Source organism: Ktedonobacter robiniae (assembly GCF_016587375.1).
Lineage (GTDB): Bacteria > Chloroflexota > Ktedonobacteria > Ktedonobacterales > Ktedonobacteraceae > Ktedonobacter > Ktedonobacter robiniae.
On sequence record NZ_BNJG01000002.1, the window covers coordinates 621,394 to 638,934 of the forward strand.

The window sequence follows — 17,541 nt, forward strand, 5'->3', positions numbered from 1 at the left end:
GTATGGATGAAGCAGCACCAGTGGTTTCCTTCCAACCACTCTCAACCACATGTCCCATCTGCGGGCATCCAGCACCGGTTGCGTATCACACGCAACGGCGGATCACGATCTTGCAGGGCCGCTTCTGCTTGTCTCTTACTGTACGACGGTGCCAAAAAGCAGCCTGCCCTCGTTATCACCAGCCCTACCGCCCCGAAGTAGAAGGGCAATGGGTATTGCCATATGGGGAATATGGTCTGGACGTGATTGCGCTGGTCGGAACGCTCCGGTACCGTTACCATCACAGCTTGGAAGAATTGCACCGGGCGCTCCGTGACCGTGGTCTCCCAATTGGGGAACGGACCGTGCTCAACTTGCTGGCCCGCTACGAGGAGTTAGTGTCCCTTCATCTCTCCGATCACCAGCGCTTCCAGCAGATCTTTGCTCATCAAACCGCTGCCATTTTCGCCCTTGACGGACTCCGTCCGGATGTTGGTCATGAAGTGCTCTGGGTCTTTCGTGATTGCGTGTCTGGAGAAATTCTCCTGGCGCGCCCTCTTTTGAGTGAATGTGAGACGGACCTGGCAGCTCTGATCACAGAAGTGCAAGCCGCTTTGCCAGTGCCAATCCACAGCGTCGTTTCTGATGGACAACACTCCGTTCGCAAAGCGGTCGCCTCTGCTTTGTCAGGAGTGCCTCATCAACTCTGCCATTTTCATTACCTCCGAGAAGCCGCCAAACCCGTCTACGAGGCAGATCGTCATGCCAAAAGGAGTTGAAAAAGCAGGTACGGGGTGTCCGCCCCATTGAGCGGGCTGTCGAGAAACGCACCGATGCCGAGGCTACCATTATTCGCCAGTATTGTCTGGCCGTGCGTAGCACTCTGACCGACGATGGTCGTCCCCCGCTTGCTGCTCCTGGACTCAAACTTCACGAACGGTTGACCCTTATTGCTGCCTCCCTTGAGCGAGTGGCTCAAAAGAGAGCCTCCCGCCAGAACTGGAGCGATTGCAGCATCTGGTAACGAAAGGGCTGACTGCGACCGCCGATCTATGGCCCGATGTTCAGGCTGGGTATGCTTGGGTGCATCGAGCTGCGCACATCCTGGCTCATTCTGAGCAGCACACAGCCCAGAACGTACAACAGCAGTATCAATCCTTACTGGATGAGATGCGACAGGAAGGTGCTGTTTCTGAGCCGCTTCGGAACATGATGACCACCTTTCTGAAGGTAACAGACAGCTATTGGGCAGGGCTTTTCTTCTGCTATGAGGTGGCCGATCTTCCACGCACCAACAACGATCTGGAACACACCTTTGGTTCTGTGAGTTACCATGAACGGCGTGCAACTGGTCGGAAACAGGCGTCACCTGGCCTGGTGATTCGGGGTGCAGTACGCATGGTCGCTTCGGTTGCCAGCCAGCATTCTCTTTTCTCCGGCCCGGACCTTCAGCCATGCGATCTTCGGTAGTGGCGAACGTTACGTCACCAGGTAGAAAGTCGCCAGAAAGCTCGTCGTCAGCAATATCGTTTCAGAAAGGCCCCTGTTGAGTATCTCTCAGCCTTGGAGGAAAAACTGCGCCAGCAACCAATGCGGTCCTAGAAAAAAATAAAATGTGGTCGTTTTTGCAAACAATCTTTCTTGAGCGTATAAGAGTCATCTAGCCGGAAAAATAGAGCGAGCCCCCAGATATATCCGACTTCGCCCAAAACTGGGAAGAACTTCGCCCGACATTGGATGGTTTTCCTCTTCCCATTTTCTATCCTCGTTGAGTACACTTACCCCTGACAGAGAGATCACTACAGAAGAAGGAGCTATTCGATGTCTCGCTTGCTTATTCGTGTCTTACTTTTACTTATGACAAGAAGACCGTATGTCATGCTTACACGAGGAGGAGGGGTTGGATGCTGCTCACTGCTCATCCGCCTGCGCCCTCTGGCGCATCTCCCGCCGTTCAGGGGACCTCGCTTTCTGCTCCTCCCGTCACTCAGGCCGGTGGAGGCGAATACGCACGCATGCCTTTCAGCCCTTCCTCTCAGCAGCAAGCCTTTGCCTGTGGCATTGGAGATGTTACCTGCTACAGCAATGAGTTCCTGGCCAACCTGACCGAGCAGATCTGGAACATTGTGCGTCCCATCATCGAACTCTTCATGCAGAATCCCTTCAATTTTCTGTCTCAGACTCCGGCGCTCGCCACCTATGACAACAGTCAGATTCAGCAGATGGTGCAGTGGGAACTGGGCTTTCTGGATACAGCGGTGGTGGTCCTTGTCGGCTTCCTGGCCTACAATGTGCTCATTGGACGAAGTATCGGCGTTCCCATGCCCTCCCTACACGAAGCTCTCCCACGACTCTGCGTGGCCTTTCTTGCCGCCCACATCAGCCTGTACGTGTGTCGGCTCATCATTGATTTCAACAATGCCCTTTGCCTGGGTGTCGACGAGTTATTTCTTCACTCTTTTCTCAAAGACACCCTCTCCCTGATGATCAATTTCGTGGGGCAAACACCCGACCAGGTCGCCATCGGATTCTTGCTGCGTGTCTGGTTTGTGATTTTTCTCTTCTGGCACATGCTCTAGCTCGCCTGGCAGCTGCTGGTTCGTCTTGCCGTGGTCGCCCTGCTCACTGCCCTCTCCCCCCTGGGCCTGCTCTGCCTGGCCCTCCCGCAAACCCAGCGCTGGGGCCAGATCTGGCTCTCCGCCTTTGTCTCTAGCGTCATGATCCAGTTCATTCAGATCACTGCGCTCAGCCTGGGAGGGCTCCTGGTCAGCTATAGCACCAGCATCCAGATCAGCACAAACCCGGTCGCGGGACTCGACACGATCATCCAGCAGATTGTGGCGCTTCTTCTGAGTGGAGCCGTGTTCTACCTGGTCCCACGTCTGCCCTCCATGATCCAGAGCTATGCCCTGCGTCCGATCTTGCAGGCGCAACAGCAAGCCGACTCCGTCCAATCACAGGTCACGACCCAGGTCGAGTCGATGGCCATTCGAGCCATCGCAGCCCTCTAAGCGAAAGGGAGAAAGGTAGGTGAGAAGGGATGCTCAAGTTCCTCCTTCTTGGCGTCATGATCCTTGTTGTGTTTGGGATGTTTGGCGCAAGCATGACGGTCGCGATGGACGCACAGGCGCAGGGAGTACCTCAGACAGCATATCCCGGTCTCTCAACCATTGATACTTCAGGCTCGGGCAAACGCGGCGACGTGGTGCAATGGGCGCTCAAGATGGCCGCCCATCTGCATTGTACCCCTGCTCGTCTCGCCACCGATTGTCAGGGCAGTGGCGCTGATCACTACTACGACGCAGGTTTCCCACCTGAGATCATCGCGTGGGCCAACGCGCACTGTCCCGGGTGCGCCTCCTGGCAACCAGACACCTTTCAGTGTGTGGCCTTCGTCATCGCCGCCTATGCCTATGTCCAGCCACTCCCCGTCCAGGGCCAGAATGCCAATCAGTACTGGGAACACTTTGCCAGCGAGCCGGGTTGGCAACGCCTCCCTGCGCGTGGGAACCTCCCACAACCCGGCGATATTATGGCCTGGAATGGAGGGGTCTATGGCCATGTCAGTATTGTCCTTGGCGTTGCCCCTCACCATACCGCCATCACCTTTGCCCAGGCCAATGGCGAGTTTCCGGTTCAAACCCTTCCTCTCAACCCGGATGGATCCATCAATACTCAGAATGGGTACTGGAATGCCTTTGAGGTGGTGGGCTACCTCCACCCCCTCACCCTTTCCTAAATTCAGAACAAAAAGGAGCGAATAACAATGATTACCATGATTTACTGGCACCCGGCACTCGCTGCCACCGTGGTACGGGTCCTGGAAGGACTGCCCGCGCTTCACCTTGCGGGTTGGCTGGCTGACCCTCCCATTCCCCATCCCCTCTTCCCACTCGCCATAGCAGCCGCTGGGGGCGGAGGAGGGGACGCCTCGACCATCACCCAGTTTTTCAAAAATCTCTACGACAACGGCATCAAACCCGTGGCCTATGCCGTCGCCCTCTTCTTCTTTGCGTGGGGAGCGATCAGTCTCATGTTTCCTCATGAGCGATCCCAGGATCACGCGAAGGCCGCGCTCTACCGCGCTGGGAGGGCTGGCCCTCGTGTTGCTCGCAACGGCCATCTCGTCCATCATCAATAGCGCCGCCCCTTGAGGGGGTAGAGATGAAAGGAGCTTTTTTGCAATGACATCGACCCACACGACAGAGGTATCTACCAGACGCCAGAGCTACACCGTGCCCACGCATATGAACGAGCCAGATAAGCTGCTCTTTGGGCTGACGGCTCGTCAGCTCCTGGTCCTGATCACCGGGGCAAGTGTCACCTATGCCATCTGGCTCCAGGTCCTGACCTGGACTATGGCCTGGGAAAGAGGGCTCCTCTGGAGTCGAGGCCTCGCCTTGCTGGTCGTGCTTCCACTCATTCTGGTGACACTCGCCTTCACCTTCCTCCAAATTGCAGATCGCTCGCTTGAACTCTGGGTCGTGATCTGGATGCGCGCGCGTTTCGCACCAGTCACCTATGTCTGGCGCAGCGCCGAATGGGATGAGGCCGAGCAGCGTCGTCTTCGCACACAAAACAGCGCCCATACGCGAGAGGGCCAGCGTGAGCACGAACAGGAGGGATGGTCATGATCGTGCACGATGATCAGCCTACCAACGACCCATCGCTCCTCACAGCACAGCAGGAGCGTTCCCAGGCGGAAAAGATTCGGTCAGCACGCCCGCAGCGTTCACCTCGTGCTCGTCGCCAGCATCGACAGAGCCGGAAACATGGGAGCGTGCAGCAGCAATTTGTCTTGCTCGATCATATTGTTCAGGATGTGCAGGTCAATCGTGCGCCTCTAGCAGAGGGACCGCAAGAACGTGCGTATCTGGCAGTTCTTGAGATTCGGGCGACCAACTACACATTGAAATCTCAAGAAGAGCGTTCGACGATGATGCTCGCCTTTCGCGCACTGCTGCGTTCACTGCGTTTTCCCATCCAGGTCCTCATTCGTTCGAAGCGTATGGATCTCTCCTCTTATGTGGAAGAGCTTCATACTCACGAGGCCCTCTGGCAAGGAGAAGCCTCAGAGATTGCCATCTCGCATGAACGCGCGATGCGCCTGCTTGGAGCTGAGCGTACCCTCATCGATCGTCGCTTTTATCTCCTGATCAGCAGTGAGCAGGAGGGGATACAGAACACCTGGAACACCTCCCTCTGGCGCCTGCTCAGCCGTCGAGCCAGAACGCGTGCGCGAGAGAAGCGCCTGGACGAGGCCCAACAGATCCTTGCCACCCGCGTTCAGGCCATACAGCATCAAATCGCCGCGATGGGACTCCCAAGCCATCGCCTGGCAGGCAAAGAACTGGCCGATCTGACGCATGGCGCGCTCCAGGGAGAGCAGGCGCTGCGCTTTCCACTGCCTGAGAGCATCTTCGCGCTCTCGGATAAACCATTCGCGCGTCCAGCCCTTGACGTGCTCTCACCCACATCACAGGAGGACGAGACTTCGTTCGACCCGTACACCGTGCAAATGGAGGAGGCCTTGCTCCTGCCTTCGGCCCGCGACCGGTTGCTGGCCCCTGCCGATCTCATGGCCCTCAAAGACCTGCTGACCCCGGAAAGTGTTCGCGTCACCCCGCGCTATCTGCAGATTGGTGAGGAATATGTGCGAGGACTCGCCGTCGTTGGCTTCCCGCGCGAGATTGTGGAGGGGTGCCTCTCGCCGCTGCTCGCCTGTGATGAGATCTTTGATCTCTCTTTCCATTTCTCGCCACAAAACACTGCTGAATTTGTGAAGCGGCTGCTCTTCCGCAAAGAGCAGTACGCCTCCACCCAGCGGATGAACCTGCATCGAGGCCGGCAACAGGACCCGACGCTCCAGGTCGCTGAAGCCGATGTGACGGCGCTCATTGGGCCGCTAGCATCCGGGGAAGAGAGCATGCTGGAGATGGGCTTCTACCTCCTGGTCCGCGCGCCAGATCTCACCACCCTTAACGCGCGCACTGACCGCCTGCGCCAGATCCTGCATCAGCATCTCTTTGTGGCCCATCCAACCACCCTGGAACATGCGGAGGCTTTCCGCGCATGCCAACCAACCTGTACGGATACCCTTGGACGCACCTTCACGACCACCAGTACGGTTGCCGCCTGCACCTTCCCTTTCATGAGTGAGTCGTTCGCCATGCAGGACGGCACCTTTGTGGGCGTGACCACCAGTGGTGAACCCGTCCTGCTCAATCCCTGGGCGCTGGAAAGCCCGCACGAATTCTGGGGCGGGGTCACTGGGAGTGGCAAGTCCTATTCGGTCAAACTGTGGCTGTTGCATGAACGTTTCCGCCATCCCGATACCCAGGTGCTCATTCTCGACCCGTCCCGCGAATATGAACGCCTGGTCGACGTGTTTGGAGGAACGGTCCTTCGCCTCTCTCCCGGCTCCGAGCACGCTATTAATCCCTTTGATGTGTTACCCCAGGGGGTCGATATGGACTGGTATGTTACCACTCAGAGGCGAGGAGACCGGCTCGCGGAAAAGATGACGCAACTGCACGCTTTTCTGGACCTGCTGCTCGCAGAATACATCCCTCATCCCACCACGCTCTCTGCGCGGGAGAAGGCCTTCCTGGATCGGGCCTTCTACGAGTGCTACCGGAAAGTGGGCATCACGACCGACCCACGCACCCATGATCGGCAGGCCCCCTTCTTGCGCGATCTCTACGATGTGCTCAAAAGCGGGGTCGTCGGCCAGGATGACTATGGTCTCTCCGACCGGCTAGAGTGCTACGCCCATGGCAGCCTCTCTGGGCTCTTCAATCGCCAGACCAGTGTGACGCTTGAAACTTCGCTCATCAGCTTTGATGTGAGCGAGCTGCGTGGCAGTCGAGAACTGCGTCCCATCGGCATGTTTTTGATTGCAGAACTCATCTGGTCACAGGCCCTCTTTCATCCACGCCCCAGGCGTTGCTATATCGATGAGGCCTGGTCGCTCATCGCACACGAGGAAGGTGGGCGCTTTCTGGAACGCTTAGCACGTGAGGCGCGCAAGCACTACCTGAGCCTGGTCACCATCACCCAGAACCCGGAGCAATTCATTCTCAACCTCTACGGCAACATCATCGCGCAGAACGCGCTCATCAAAGTCTTAAAACGCCTGGATAGCGTTGGTGCTCAGGCCGCTCGTGAGGCCTTCGGATTGACACTGGAAGAAGAGCAGTTGCTGCTCTCCATACAGCAAAACCGGGCCTTGCTCTCCGTTGGCTCCAAACGCATGCTGGTTGAAATGAATGCCTCACCTGAAGAGCATGCCCTCATCACCACTGACCCGCAAGAACTGGCAGTTCAACGCCAGCAGGTCCATGAGAAAGCAGGCAAGAAATGACATCCATCTGGCCGTTTTCGCAAGCAACAAGCACACCCTCTCTCGCCCGCATCATCCCTGCTCGCGGGATGACGCTGGTTGAACGCAGCGCCCTGGAGGGCACCATGCAGTCACTGGTGCTGCAAGGAAGCGCGCTCGCCCTGGGAATCGCAAGCACACTACCACTACACAGCAGGCACGAAGCGTGCAATTTCTGCTACGCGCACCATCTGAAGACGCTTTACGTGCCGCGACACGGCAGATCCAGGTACGCTATCCCCAGGTCATCGTACGCCACGTTCCCCCTGAAGAAGACCCATTACACGTACAAGAACATGAGACAATAAGTGTGATGGAACTGCGAGCCGGGGGCGAAGCCTACGAGACGCTGCGATCCTGGTCTCCCGGGAAGTCCCCTGAGCAAGGGATCGATCCCTTGCTCGGGGTGCTCACCACGCTTGAGCATCTTCCCGCCGGGATACGCGCAATCACTCAACTGGCGCTCACTCCGCTACCACCAACCTGGGCTCGCAAGTATCAACGCCTCTCCGTCGAGCACCCGCTTGAGGAAGAGCGAGAACAGCGTCGGGATGCGCAATCACGCCTGCGCCGGGGCGCACCAGGCTGGGAGCAAATACTACTTCTGGGCATCGTGGTGACGTTACTGGTTGGCTGGAATTATGGCCAGGCGCATCACCTTCTCCCTCCATGGCTCCAGGAGGACATGCTCAGTCTCCTGCACGGCTCCCTTCCCCATCTTTCCTCTTCCCAGCAAGCCATCCTTGGGATAGGACTGGTGATCGTGATCATGCTCATCGCAGTGCTTACCAGAGGCATACATTGGCTGGGAGAGCATGTGTTTGGGGGGGGCAAGATACTACGACATGAAACGGGTGGCCGAGAAAATCAGCAAAAGTGCCTATCGGGCGCGTTTACGTGTCTACCTTCTTGAAGAGTCTTCTCCCATAGATGCAAACCAGATACGATCTGTTGCACGCACACACACCATCAGAGAACAGCTCGCATCCTCCTGGCAACAGTTTCAGCGTCAGCGAGCACGGCAACGACGCCATCAACAGATCCATGCCACACTCTTTGCCGCCTACCGGCACTGCCACACCTCAACGGCCTACTTCACCTCCCACAGGCTCTCGACACATTACGCGCAGCGACTAACGCAGGAAAGCACCTGGTGGCGAGGTTTACAACAGGGTTCGCTCTTTCTTACCGGAGAGGAAGTCGCGACCCTCTGGCACTTGCCACGTGGAGACCATCTGAGCGAAGGGACCAATGTGGAACAACGGCAAGAGCGCTCGCTCCTCGCTCCCCATATGCTCACAACCGGAAACGGGTGGCAGATCAGCACCTCTACCCATGCTGGTAGATGTGTGCCAGTGCGCTTTCCTCCCTCGGAACTCCTCAAGCATAAATTCGTGATTGGGCGTACCGGAAAAGGCAAGAGCACGCTCTTTCATCACCTGGCGCTGACGCATCTCTCCACCTGCCCACAACCGCGTCCTGGCCTCTGCGTCATCGAGCCGCACGGTGATTTAATCGGGGATCTTCTCGGGTTGCTGCCACCAGAACGAGAAGAGGAAGTCATCCTTCTTGATTTGCATCAACAGGGATTTCCTCCTGGGATTAACCCCCTTGATGCCATACAGGTGGCCTCTCTGGAAGAGGCAGACCTCATTGTCAGTCACCTTTTGACGACCTTTAAAGGCATCTGGAGCACGGCCTGGGGGCCGCGTGTGGAAAATGTCATGCGCTTTTCGCTGAAGACGCTTTTAGAGGCCAACCGGACACTTGTACATACAGATCCCCACCAGGGCCCGGCGCAACAATATACCCTGCTTGATCTCACCGTCTTACTCAACAAACAGAGCTTCCAGGCGCGAGTGCTCGACCAGGTGGAGGATGTGCATGTGCTTGACTGGTGGCACCAATACTACGAGCGCCTTGATGCCAGAATGCAGGATGAGATTACGACGCCCGTGCTCACCAAAATCTCTGCCTATGCCAGCGCACCAACCTCACGACGTCTGCTTGGGCAATCCACCTCAACCATCAACTTTTCGCAGATCGTGGAAAAGAGCCAGATCCTGCTGATCAATACTGCCAGTGGGCAAGTAGGCCAGAATGTCTCCTCGCTCATTGGGGCCTCGATCCTGGGGCTCTTTTCAGCAGCGCTCTCCCGGCAGCTTTCCCTCCCGCTATCAGAGCGCAACGTCTTTTTGCTCCTGGTCGACGAGTTCAAAAATTATCCGGTCAATTACGGTTCCATCCTGAGCGAACTGCGCAAAGCAGGCACCTTCCTGGTCCTGGCCACCCAATCCCTGGTCCAACTCGATGTGGTGGACCGGGCCTTGCGTCCAACCGTGTTTGCCAACGCAGATCATCTCTTTGTCTTTACGCTCGCCGGAGAAGATGCCTACTTGCTACGACATGAACTGGGGCATCTGCTCAGCCCCGAAGACGTGACCAACCTTCCCGACTACACCTGCTACGCGCGCTGGTCGCTCAAAGGACAACGCCTTCCCTTCTTTTCCCTCACCCTTGATCTGCCGCCATCTGGAAACATGCAGGTAGCAGAACACCTGCGCGAGCAATGTACGTTGCGGTACGGTCGACCAGTCGGGGAGGTCGATGCCCTGCTTGATGTGCTCAATGCGCGCCATGGAGCGCGTCCACGCAAGAAAGAGAGTGTCCATGAACCGACAGCTTCCCCATTCCCACACCTGGAGTCAGTCCCCTCTGTTCAAGAAGCAGACCATCAAGGGGTGGCACTCTCCTCCTCACTTGCCATCATCCCCCTCTCCACGCTCTCCCGGCTGGAGGCAAAAGAGGAAACCCCACGCACACAAGAGGCACAAACGATCATCGTTCAGGACGAACAGGCACACGCATCGAGTGAGAAACGTGTCCGTATTCGCCGCCCCAAGGCACTGGGGACGCAGGCCTCAGCAGAGAGTGATACAGTCCCTCTCCAGGAAGCGTCCATTACGCCACACGAACAACAGGCCGTCTCTCAGCCTGTTCCATCCCAGACGATCCCAAAGAAACAAGAGTAGAAAGGAAAGACAGCTATGCATCTGTTTCATGCTCCCCATATACCTATCGCTCAGGAACACGCAGAAGCACTGCTTCTTGAACAACATGCCGAACGCCAGGCGCTCTCGGCAGTACGCGGTGCCAACTTTACGCAGTGCTTGAATCTGCATCACCTCGCAGCTGACCTGGAACTGGTCGACCCACGAGGAAGGCCCCATCTCATGCACGGCAAAGATCTCTTTGATGAACGCACCTGGAACAAGTTTCTGGCCTCTCTTCAACATCCCGTGAACGTTCTCTCGCTGACGCAGAGCGCTGAGCCGCTGGTCAAACTCTATCGCACCTGGCTGCTCACCAAATACACGCAACGCTATCGTTGGCTCAGCACCCCCGCGCAGATTCAGTGGTTTGAGCAGGTGACCGCCCTGGTCATCCTGCGCAAAGTGATGGAGGCCAAACACCATGCCTGGACCTACCAGCAAAACGAGCAGGCCTTTGCGGATAGCTGGTGCGCCATGGAGATGAGGAATCTCATGGCGCTTAACACGATGACGACGGAAATCGCCAAGGCCATTCATCACATCGTCAGACAACCTGAGCAGGCAAAAGAAATGATCGAGCATCTTTTTGAGATCCAGGCAACCCGCCTGTTGGATTGGACGGTTCCTATCCGCCACCCACTGCCCTCACTCCCTCCATTGCCTGAGGGAGTCGCCTTACCGCAGGCAATTCTGCCTCTGATCGCGCCCTCTGCAGACCAGGCAGAGATGTTGCCTCAGAATACCACAAAGGAGTAACGACGAGTATGCAGACACCCCAGCACACTCCTCAGCAATCAGTTCAGCATCTCGGGTTTGACTACACCGTTTTTGATGAAGAGACCCGTCACTTCGTCTACCAGAAAACAGTGGAAACACAAGGCTATCTCAAACGAACTGCCGAAGATGTAGTGCAGATTGGGCGCAATCTGCACGCCGTCAAAGAGCGCCTGCCCCACGGACAATTTATGGCCTGGGTCAAAGGGGAACTGGGACTGACGCGGCAGAGTTGTCAGAATTTCATGCGGGTGGCAGAGCGCTTTGGAGAGAATGTGCATCGGTTTGGTGCTATCCCCATCTCGGTCCTCTACGAACTGCTCAATGCGCCCGAGGACGTGCTCAAGCAGATCGAAGAGCAGGAGATCCCACCCACCCTCCCTGCGGTGCGCGCGGCCAAAGAGCAAGCGCACCAGAAGACACCCACTGAGGGACCCGTCGTAGCGGCTTCACCACCCGAACAGGCACCAGGCCATGACGAATTGCTCCAGCTTCGTCGACAGATCGAAACGTTGGAGCAAGAACGCCTCCAACTCCGTCAGGACATTGTCTCCCACCAACAAAAGGAACAGGAGGCGCCTTTTCTTCCAGCACACGTCCAACAACACATACAGACGCTGGAGCAGCACGTCAAAGAGTTGATCACTCAGCGCGACATGCTCTCACGCCATCTTGCCAGTGTGAGCGAGCAAGCACGAGAGAGCGTGCTGGAACGCAATGCCTTGGGCCACGAGCAGCAGACCCGTCTGCGTTGGCGAGAAATGACCACGGAATTTCTCCGTAGTGGAGGAATGTTGCTCTCAAGTATGCCTTCTCCCATGATGCTAGACACCTTCGAGGCTGAAGATTGGGCCAGACTGGAACAAATTGAGCAGATCCTGACACCGTTACTCCAGGCAGTTCATCAACTCCACTCTCATTCATCCTCTACTGTTGAGGCCGGGTGAGAGGTGCTCACTTTTTCCAACATGAAAATATCAACCCACCACTGAGCACTCACCTCGGGCTGCGATTTGCCTCAACGCTCTCCACCTGCCAAAAATGCTGAAGCCGAGTCGCTACCTGATATCTGGCAAGCTCTCGGCTCCAACTCATTTCTCTCAATCGTGAAAGTCTAAGAGACACTGAGAGAAACGCATCTTCGCTGTCGGTGTTTCCTGCACAACTTTCATTCGCGCAAGCCACATAGCAAAGATGGTCTTCAATCCTGACGCGTCTATTGATTGAGACATTACTAGTATAGACCCCGTTTTCCTTTTTTACAAACACGACTATCCCTCTTAGCTCCCAGCACGACAGTGGTATTTTGTGCCACCCCTCGAATAGTTTTTGTATGAGCTGTCGAACATTTTTGCCCTTTGCCACAATGGTAACCATTGTGGCAAAGGGCAATTTTGCACGCACTATCGAACAGTAGAGGTTAGACGCCTATTCGTACATGCTCCTCCTACTGTGCACCAACAATAATGTCTGCTACTGAGAAGAATGTTCGCTACTCACGATTGACATCCTCCCCATGGCTAAAGCCAGGGGATTCCTCGAGTCACCTCGAGGGGTTCCTGCTTCGCGGAGTCTTGCCCAAACGAGCCAACACCCGTCCAGGTCTTACGGACTCTCCACAGGCGTTAAGGACCGTGAGCCCCACGGCCACAATGTTGTAGAGTAGACGGCCAGCGAGGTTCTGTCTCCAGGCCTTTTCTGCCCGTCCCTCTCCGAACCAGGGCTTGCATCTTTCGATGCACCCGGCTCTCCAGTCACACCCACTTCATGTCTGAAGCATCGTCACAGAGCGCCCGGCATGGATATTTCTGTGACACGACCAACATACGACAAGAGTTTTCCGTTTGCGGGCCGACATCACTTTTGCCCACAAAGGTTTTTCTCGTCTTCCTTTCTGTTCGAGGTCTTTCAGGGCTCGAATATGATGCACTTCCACTCGATCTGTTGAGCCACATAACTCACAGGCATCAGCTAGGAGGCGCTTTTCTAGTTCTGACCGGTTCGGCCAGAAAGGTTGGGGGTGGTCATTGAGGATTGCGTGTAGTTTTCTCTTGAGAGAAATGCCTCCCCACTTGGCGGTTAATGGTTTCTTTCCTTCGCGTGGGACAATGACTTGAAGCCCTCTGTAGAGTTTTCCGTCTCCTGTCCAGGTGGCTCCGTACTTCTTGTGGACCTTTTTCACGGTCGTTTTCAGTTTCGTTGCCAACGTTTTTGCTAGGGATTGTTCCATTATCCATTTCAGACTGTTAAGCCTGTGAAGGTCATTTGCTAGTTGGTAATATTCCGCGAAACCCCGAAATTCCGATTGGTACTGAGCAACAATGGAGTATTCCGTGTTGTTGCTCAATTCTTTTCGGTGGACGGGCTTGTTGTTTCGCTGATATTTTTGGCATTTCTTTTGCAAGAGATCTGGTGGGACTCGTAGCCGAATATGGCCGTTGCTACTCCGTTTTTTCTTGGTTTGACGGGTGTCATCCTGTGAAGCTGAAATGTGGTAGCTGAGAAATCGAGCAGCCTTGGTCCTTGCGTGAGTGATGAGAGTTTTCTCGTCCGATAATTCGAGCTTGAGTTCTTCACGGAGAAAGGTCTTCATCTGCTCTTTGATGTCTTCAGCTTCTTTCTTTGTACCAGTGAGTCCCAGAAGCCAGTCGTCTGCGTACCGTACAAATTTGAGCCTTCGATAGTCAGGGTCATAGAGGTCTACTGAGGGGAGTCTCTGTGCGGCTTTGCGCGCTTTGATCGCCTGAGTATATTGTCCTCGTTTTCGTAATCGGTAGCCTTGACACAGAAGGTTATCGTACTCATGGTTTTTCTTTCGTCTGGCTCCTTTGGTATACATTGGAATGAGTGTATTTTCAACGTAGTCGTCGAATTTGCTGAGGTAAATATTGGAAAGGATGGGGCTAACAATCCCGCCCTGGGGTGCGCCACTGACTGTGGCGTTGTATCTCCATTCCTCTAAGTACCCCGCTCGTAGGAGTTCTCGGATGAGTCGAAGGAATCGCCCATCGTGAATGTGTTCAGCCAACGCTTGCATGAGGAATTCATGTGAGAGGCTGTCAAAGCACGCTTGTATGTCTCCCTCAATGAACCAATTGACTCCGTGCCAGTTGTCGTCTATCTGCCTGAGCGCTGTATGGCATCCTCTGCCAGGGCGGAAGCCATGAGAGAAGTTGCTGAAGGTCGGCTCAAAGTAGCTCTCCAGGATCAATCGAATGACTTCCTGAAAGAGTTTGTCCGACCAAGTGGGCATCGAGAGCGGACGTTTCTTCGTCGAGTTCTTTTTCTCAATGTAGACACGTCGCGTTGGTGCCCATCGGTACCGTTCGGAGCGTAAAGCTTCGATAATGGTATCAATTTTTTGCAAGGACATCTCATCCACTGTTTCAGGGGTGCTCCCTGGCGTTGTGGCTCCGTTATTTCTGTAGATTTTGCCGTAGGCCATCAGATACAGATCGCGATTGAACAGGAGCCTAGACACTCGTTCCAATGGCAATCTCTGTTTGCCTCGTTCATGAATGATCCCTAAGATAGTTGTGGCAGAGCGCATCTCGCGCACCTCCCTATGTTAGTTCTCGGTGTTCCCTGTTTTCCTTCCCCTTGTCTCAGATATTATTCTGAGCATTTGAGTACTATGAAAACTCCGTCGCCATGAGCCTTTCGGCTTGTAGGCGATCCCGTATTTGCGCGTGAAAGACGTAGTAGTATGGGGAGGTGCCCTTTGATTTCCTTGAACCAGTTCCTTACTGGTCGTTCACCGGAGAGAACATTTCCTATCCGCCAAGAAAAGGTAGGTATTCCGGTGTCGTCACTTTAGATATGGTGTGACGGGCCAATGCTTAGACCACTGGAAACTTGGGTTCAGCAATTCAGCTTCACCATGCATACAGGACTTGCGGAGCCATGATGTACATATCTTCCCTCATACCCGCTTTACCAACATGCTGCTTTCCTCTTTGGGTTTCCCCTCTAAGTAGGTTGGTTGTCCTAAAGGTCTTGTTCTCAACCTTTCTCTCTTCAAGAGAGGATCTTTACACGCACCGAAACGGCGCACCTTGGCAGCATTGATGTCGCGGTCGTGCTGCACAGCACATGCTGGACACGTCCACTGACGGACATCAAGCGCTAAGGAGCCGAGGAGATGACCACACTCGAAACACCGCTTGCTGGAGGGATACCACTTGTCAATTTTGACAAGATCTCGACCGTACCAGTCGGCTTTGTATTCCAGTTAGACCACAAACTCACTCCATCCCACATCGCTGATGGCTTTGCTGAGGGTGGGATGCTTGACCATGTTCTTGACCTGCAAACTCTCCACGCAGATCGTTTGGTTCTCACGGATCAAGCGTGTAAAAGTTTGTGCAGAAAATCACGGCGGCGATCAGCGATACGGGCATGCATGCGAGCCACCTTGAGACGCGTTTTGTCTCGGTTCTTCGAGCCTTTTTTCTTCCTGGCGTGACGGCGTTGGGCTTTGGCCAGGTTCTTTTCATCCTTGTGAAAGAATTTGGGGTTGCCTACCACTTCACCGGTCGAGAGCACCACACCTTTCATTATTCCTGTTTCATTCCAGGTGCCTCCGGGCCCAAGCCCATTGGTCTTCCCCCGGGTCCGTAGGTGTCTTTAACGTCTCGTCGGAGCCACCAGATGGCGATTCTCTTCAGTTCTCGGCTTCCATCGAATTGGGGTAACTTTAGCTCCAACTGTTGCAAAGTCCTGAGGAATAGCAGAAAGCCTTTTGCTCAGGAGTACCGAATCGCTGGCATGATTTCGCGGGAGAAAATTTCCAGCGTTTCGGTATCCGTGGGAAAAACATACATAATGAAGTATTGCATCCCCATATTCACCAGGGTCTGGATCTGCGTCTTTACTTCCTCAATTGTGCCAACGATAGCTCCCTTGACCGCGTCTTCTCGGATAGGGTTGAGAAGTTGTTTGGCGACCAGTTCTTCCGGAGTGCGGGCAACCTGGAGGGTTGGAACAAAATAGCTACGCAAAACACTCTCAGGGGGACGGTTATACCTTTCACAATACGAGTTGAGCACATCGTATTTACGCTGGACATCCTCAAGACGATAGGCGCTCCCAGTCCAGACATGGGGACCGAAGTTACTCATGTCAGCATATTGAGCAACCTGGCGCAGGGTGACACGCTCACCTCCGCCACCAATGAGAAGAGGGACATGCGGTTGTTGCACAGGCAACGGATAGCCGTTTGTTTGCTGAAGCTGAAAATGACCACCCAGATAATTCAGCGGTTTCCCTTGCCAGAGACCCTTAATAATCTGAACAGTTTCTTCCAGTCTCTCCTGGCGTTCGCTGACACTCGGCAAAGGTATACCTAACTGCTCAAACTCAATTTGATCATCGCCCATACCCAGTCCAAGAACCAGGCGACCCCGGCTGGCACGATCGACATCCGCCGCCATCCGCGCCAAGATTGCCGGATGCCGATAAGAGGCACTGCTAACGAATGACATAAGACGAATACGTTTGGTCGTAACGGCAAGCATAGACAGAGTTGCCCAACAATCAGAGCTTCCAGTACTCACTGGATGATCATAGATGCAGGCCGCATCATAGCCAAGTTCTTCGATGTAAAGAACTTCTTTGAGCAAACTTTCCCAGTCAAGAAAGATGTTTGAGAGGATACCATACCGTATGGTGCGCTCTCCTTCGCGGATCCAGGCGGGAGAGGTCCAGGTCTGTTGTGCTTTTTCTTCGGTCAATGCAATCTCCTTTATGGTCAGGGGAATAACAACATCTATTGAGAAAATGGATGGCTGATCTTGTGGGCTGCTCCTGATCTAACGCAGGTCAGGCACTAAGCACAATCAACTAACTTTTTGGGCAATGAGGCTGCTCACAGAGCGCAGACAATGCCGCGAAAGTTCCATGAATGCACTTAGTGGTTTTCCTGCCAGAAGTCTCTCTGCAAGGCTAGTTTTTCCGTCAGAAGGACAATTCAGCTAGACCATTTCCAGGGCGACAGGTGTTATAAGAAGCAACGTCCAGTAGATAGCCAATCTGGATGTTTCTAAACGAATAGGAAGAACAGGTTATACTAGTAATTCAGTATCCAGGATTCAATTACAAGCCCTTCCGTATAATTATATTCAAAAATATATTTTTTTGCTACTTCACTGTTTCGCTTGCTCTACAAGAAAGGTGGCACTGGTGTAGCCTTGGTCCACCAAGATGGTAGCAGGTGCCACCTCGCGTTCGCGCAGGTCCTGCAGGATCGGTTCCACTGCCATGCTGTCAGGAACGGTCGCTGCAACGGTGTGAACCTGGATAATCAGATGAGGCACTTGCGGATCTTGATCACAGGTCTATGTCAGATGCACTTTG

13 protein-coding genes and 2 pseudogenes are annotated in these 17,541 nt (G+C 54.6%); 11 read left to right on the top strand and 4 right to left on the bottom strand.

What is annotated here, in order from left to right; genetic code table 11:
• Nucleotides 1-2: 2 nt before the first annotated feature.
• The 11 genes and pseudogenes from JMJ04_RS23235 to JMJ04_RS23280 all read left to right on the top strand — a co-directional run bounded on the left by JMJ04_RS23235 (nucleotide 3) and on the right by JMJ04_RS23280 (nucleotide 12,134).
• Nucleotides 3-1,581, top strand: a pseudogene (locus tag JMJ04_RS23235) (ISNCY family transposase).
• 302 nt (nucleotides 1,582-1,883) lie between these two features.
• Nucleotides 1,884-2,558, top strand: coding sequence for a hypothetical protein (locus JMJ04_RS46770; RefSeq protein ID WP_236038323.1), 675 nt, complete (start codon nucleotides 1,884-1,886; stop codon nucleotides 2,556-2,558).
• Nucleotides 2,559-2,573: 15 nt separating this feature from the next.
• Complete coding sequence (locus JMJ04_RS46775) at nucleotides 2,574-2,990, top strand: hypothetical protein (protein WP_268887395.1); 417 nt, start codon at nucleotides 2,574-2,576, stop codon at nucleotides 2,988-2,990.
• Between the two features lie 29 nt (nucleotides 2,991-3,019).
• Complete coding sequence (locus tag JMJ04_RS23250; protein ID WP_201372835.1) at nucleotides 3,020-3,718, top strand: CHAP domain-containing protein; 699 nt, start codon at nucleotides 3,020-3,022, stop codon at nucleotides 3,716-3,718.
• A 27-nt stretch (nucleotides 3,719-3,745) separates the two neighbouring features.
• Entirely contained in the window at nucleotides 3,746-4,120 is a 375-nt protein-coding gene (locus JMJ04_RS23255) for a hypothetical protein (protein ID WP_236038326.1), read from the top strand.
• Nucleotides 4,121-4,163: 43 nt separating this feature from the next.
• Nucleotides 4,164-4,613 (top strand): PrgI family protein, encoded by a 450-nt coding sequence (locus JMJ04_RS23260; RefSeq protein ID WP_201372836.1) that lies wholly within the window; start codon nucleotides 4,164-4,166, stop codon nucleotides 4,611-4,613.
• Complete coding sequence (locus JMJ04_RS23265) at nucleotides 4,610-7,342, top strand: VirB4 family type IV secretion system protein (RefSeq protein ID WP_201372837.1); 2,733 nt, start codon at nucleotides 4,610-4,612, stop codon at nucleotides 7,340-7,342. Before JMJ04_RS23260 ends, JMJ04_RS23265 begins: the two co-directional genes overlap by 4 nt.
• A gap of 184 nt (nucleotides 7,343-7,526) precedes the next feature.
• Nucleotides 7,527-8,273 (top strand): hypothetical protein, encoded by a 747-nt coding sequence (locus tag JMJ04_RS46780; RefSeq protein ID WP_236038328.1) that lies wholly within the window; start codon nucleotides 7,527-7,529, stop codon nucleotides 8,271-8,273.
• The gene (locus JMJ04_RS23270) at nucleotides 8,206-10,392 is read left to right on the top strand and encodes a type IV secretory system conjugative DNA transfer family protein (protein WP_236038329.1); all 2,187 of its coding nucleotides are present in this window, start codon (nucleotides 8,206-8,208) and stop codon (nucleotides 10,390-10,392) included. Before JMJ04_RS46780 ends, JMJ04_RS23270 begins: the two co-directional genes overlap by 68 nt.
• A gap of 15 nt (nucleotides 10,393-10,407) precedes the next feature.
• The gene (locus JMJ04_RS23275; RefSeq protein ID WP_201372838.1) at nucleotides 10,408-11,169 is read left to right on the top strand and encodes a hypothetical protein; all 762 of its coding nucleotides are present in this window, start codon (nucleotides 10,408-10,410) and stop codon (nucleotides 11,167-11,169) included.
• Between the two features lie 8 nt (nucleotides 11,170-11,177).
• A complete protein-coding gene (locus JMJ04_RS23280) occupies nucleotides 11,178-12,134 on the top strand; it encodes a DUF3102 domain-containing protein (protein WP_201372839.1) in 957 nt (318 codons plus the stop codon).
• A gap of 818 nt (nucleotides 12,135-12,952) precedes the next feature.
• Here JMJ04_RS23280 and JMJ04_RS23285 read toward each other — a convergent pair.
• The 4 genes and pseudogenes from JMJ04_RS23285 to JMJ04_RS23300 form a co-directional block, all read right to left on the bottom strand.
• The gene (locus tag JMJ04_RS23285) at nucleotides 12,953-14,737 is read right to left on the bottom strand and encodes a reverse transcriptase/maturase family protein (protein WP_201372840.1); all 1,785 of its coding nucleotides are present in this window, start codon (nucleotides 14,735-14,737) and stop codon (nucleotides 12,953-12,955) included.
• 507 nt (nucleotides 14,738-15,244) lie between these two features.
• Nucleotides 15,245-15,741, bottom strand: a pseudogene (locus tag JMJ04_RS48820) (RNA-guided endonuclease TnpB family protein); the annotation flags it as partial.
• 191 nt (nucleotides 15,742-15,932) lie between these two features.
• Nucleotides 15,933-16,919: an LLM class flavin-dependent oxidoreductase gene (locus JMJ04_RS23295; RefSeq protein WP_201372841.1), complete on the bottom strand. Its 987-nt coding sequence runs from the start codon at nucleotides 16,917-16,919 to the stop codon at nucleotides 15,933-15,935.
• Nucleotides 16,920-17,330: 411 nt separating this feature from the next.
• Nucleotides 17,331-17,501: a hypothetical protein gene (locus JMJ04_RS23300; RefSeq protein ID WP_201372842.1), complete on the bottom strand. Its 171-nt coding sequence runs from the start codon at nucleotides 17,499-17,501 to the stop codon at nucleotides 17,331-17,333.
• Nucleotides 17,502-17,541 lie beyond the last annotated feature (40 nt).

Excerpts from the sequence above, each read along its gene's own strand:
- JMJ04_RS46770 (WP_236038323.1), top strand. The coding sequence starts at position 1,884 with ATGCTGCTCACTGCTCATCCGCCTGCGCCCTCTGGCGCATCTCCCGCC.
- JMJ04_RS23285 (WP_201372840.1), bottom strand. The coding sequence starts at position 14,737 with ATGCGCTCTGCCACAACTATCTTAGGGATCATTCATGAACGAGGCAAA.
- JMJ04_RS23270 (WP_236038329.1), top strand. The coding sequence starts at position 8,206 with ATGAAACGGGTGGCCGAGAAAATCAGCAAAAGTGCCTATCGGGCGCGT.
- JMJ04_RS23280 (WP_201372839.1), top strand. The coding sequence starts at position 11,178 with ATGCAGACACCCCAGCACACTCCTCAGCAATCAGTTCAGCATCTCGGG.
- JMJ04_RS23260 (WP_201372836.1), top strand. The coding sequence starts at position 4,164 with ATGACATCGACCCACACGACAGAGGTATCTACCAGACGCCAGAGCTAC.
- JMJ04_RS23265 (WP_201372837.1), top strand. The coding sequence starts at position 4,610 with ATGATCGTGCACGATGATCAGCCTACCAACGACCCATCGCTCCTCACA.
- JMJ04_RS23255 (WP_236038326.1), top strand. The coding sequence starts at position 3,746 with ATGATTACCATGATTTACTGGCACCCGGCACTCGCTGCCACCGTGGTA.
- JMJ04_RS23250 (WP_201372835.1), top strand. The coding sequence starts at position 3,020 with ATGCTCAAGTTCCTCCTTCTTGGCGTCATGATCCTTGTTGTGTTTGGG.
- JMJ04_RS23275 (WP_201372838.1), top strand. The coding sequence starts at position 10,408 with ATGCATCTGTTTCATGCTCCCCATATACCTATCGCTCAGGAACACGCA.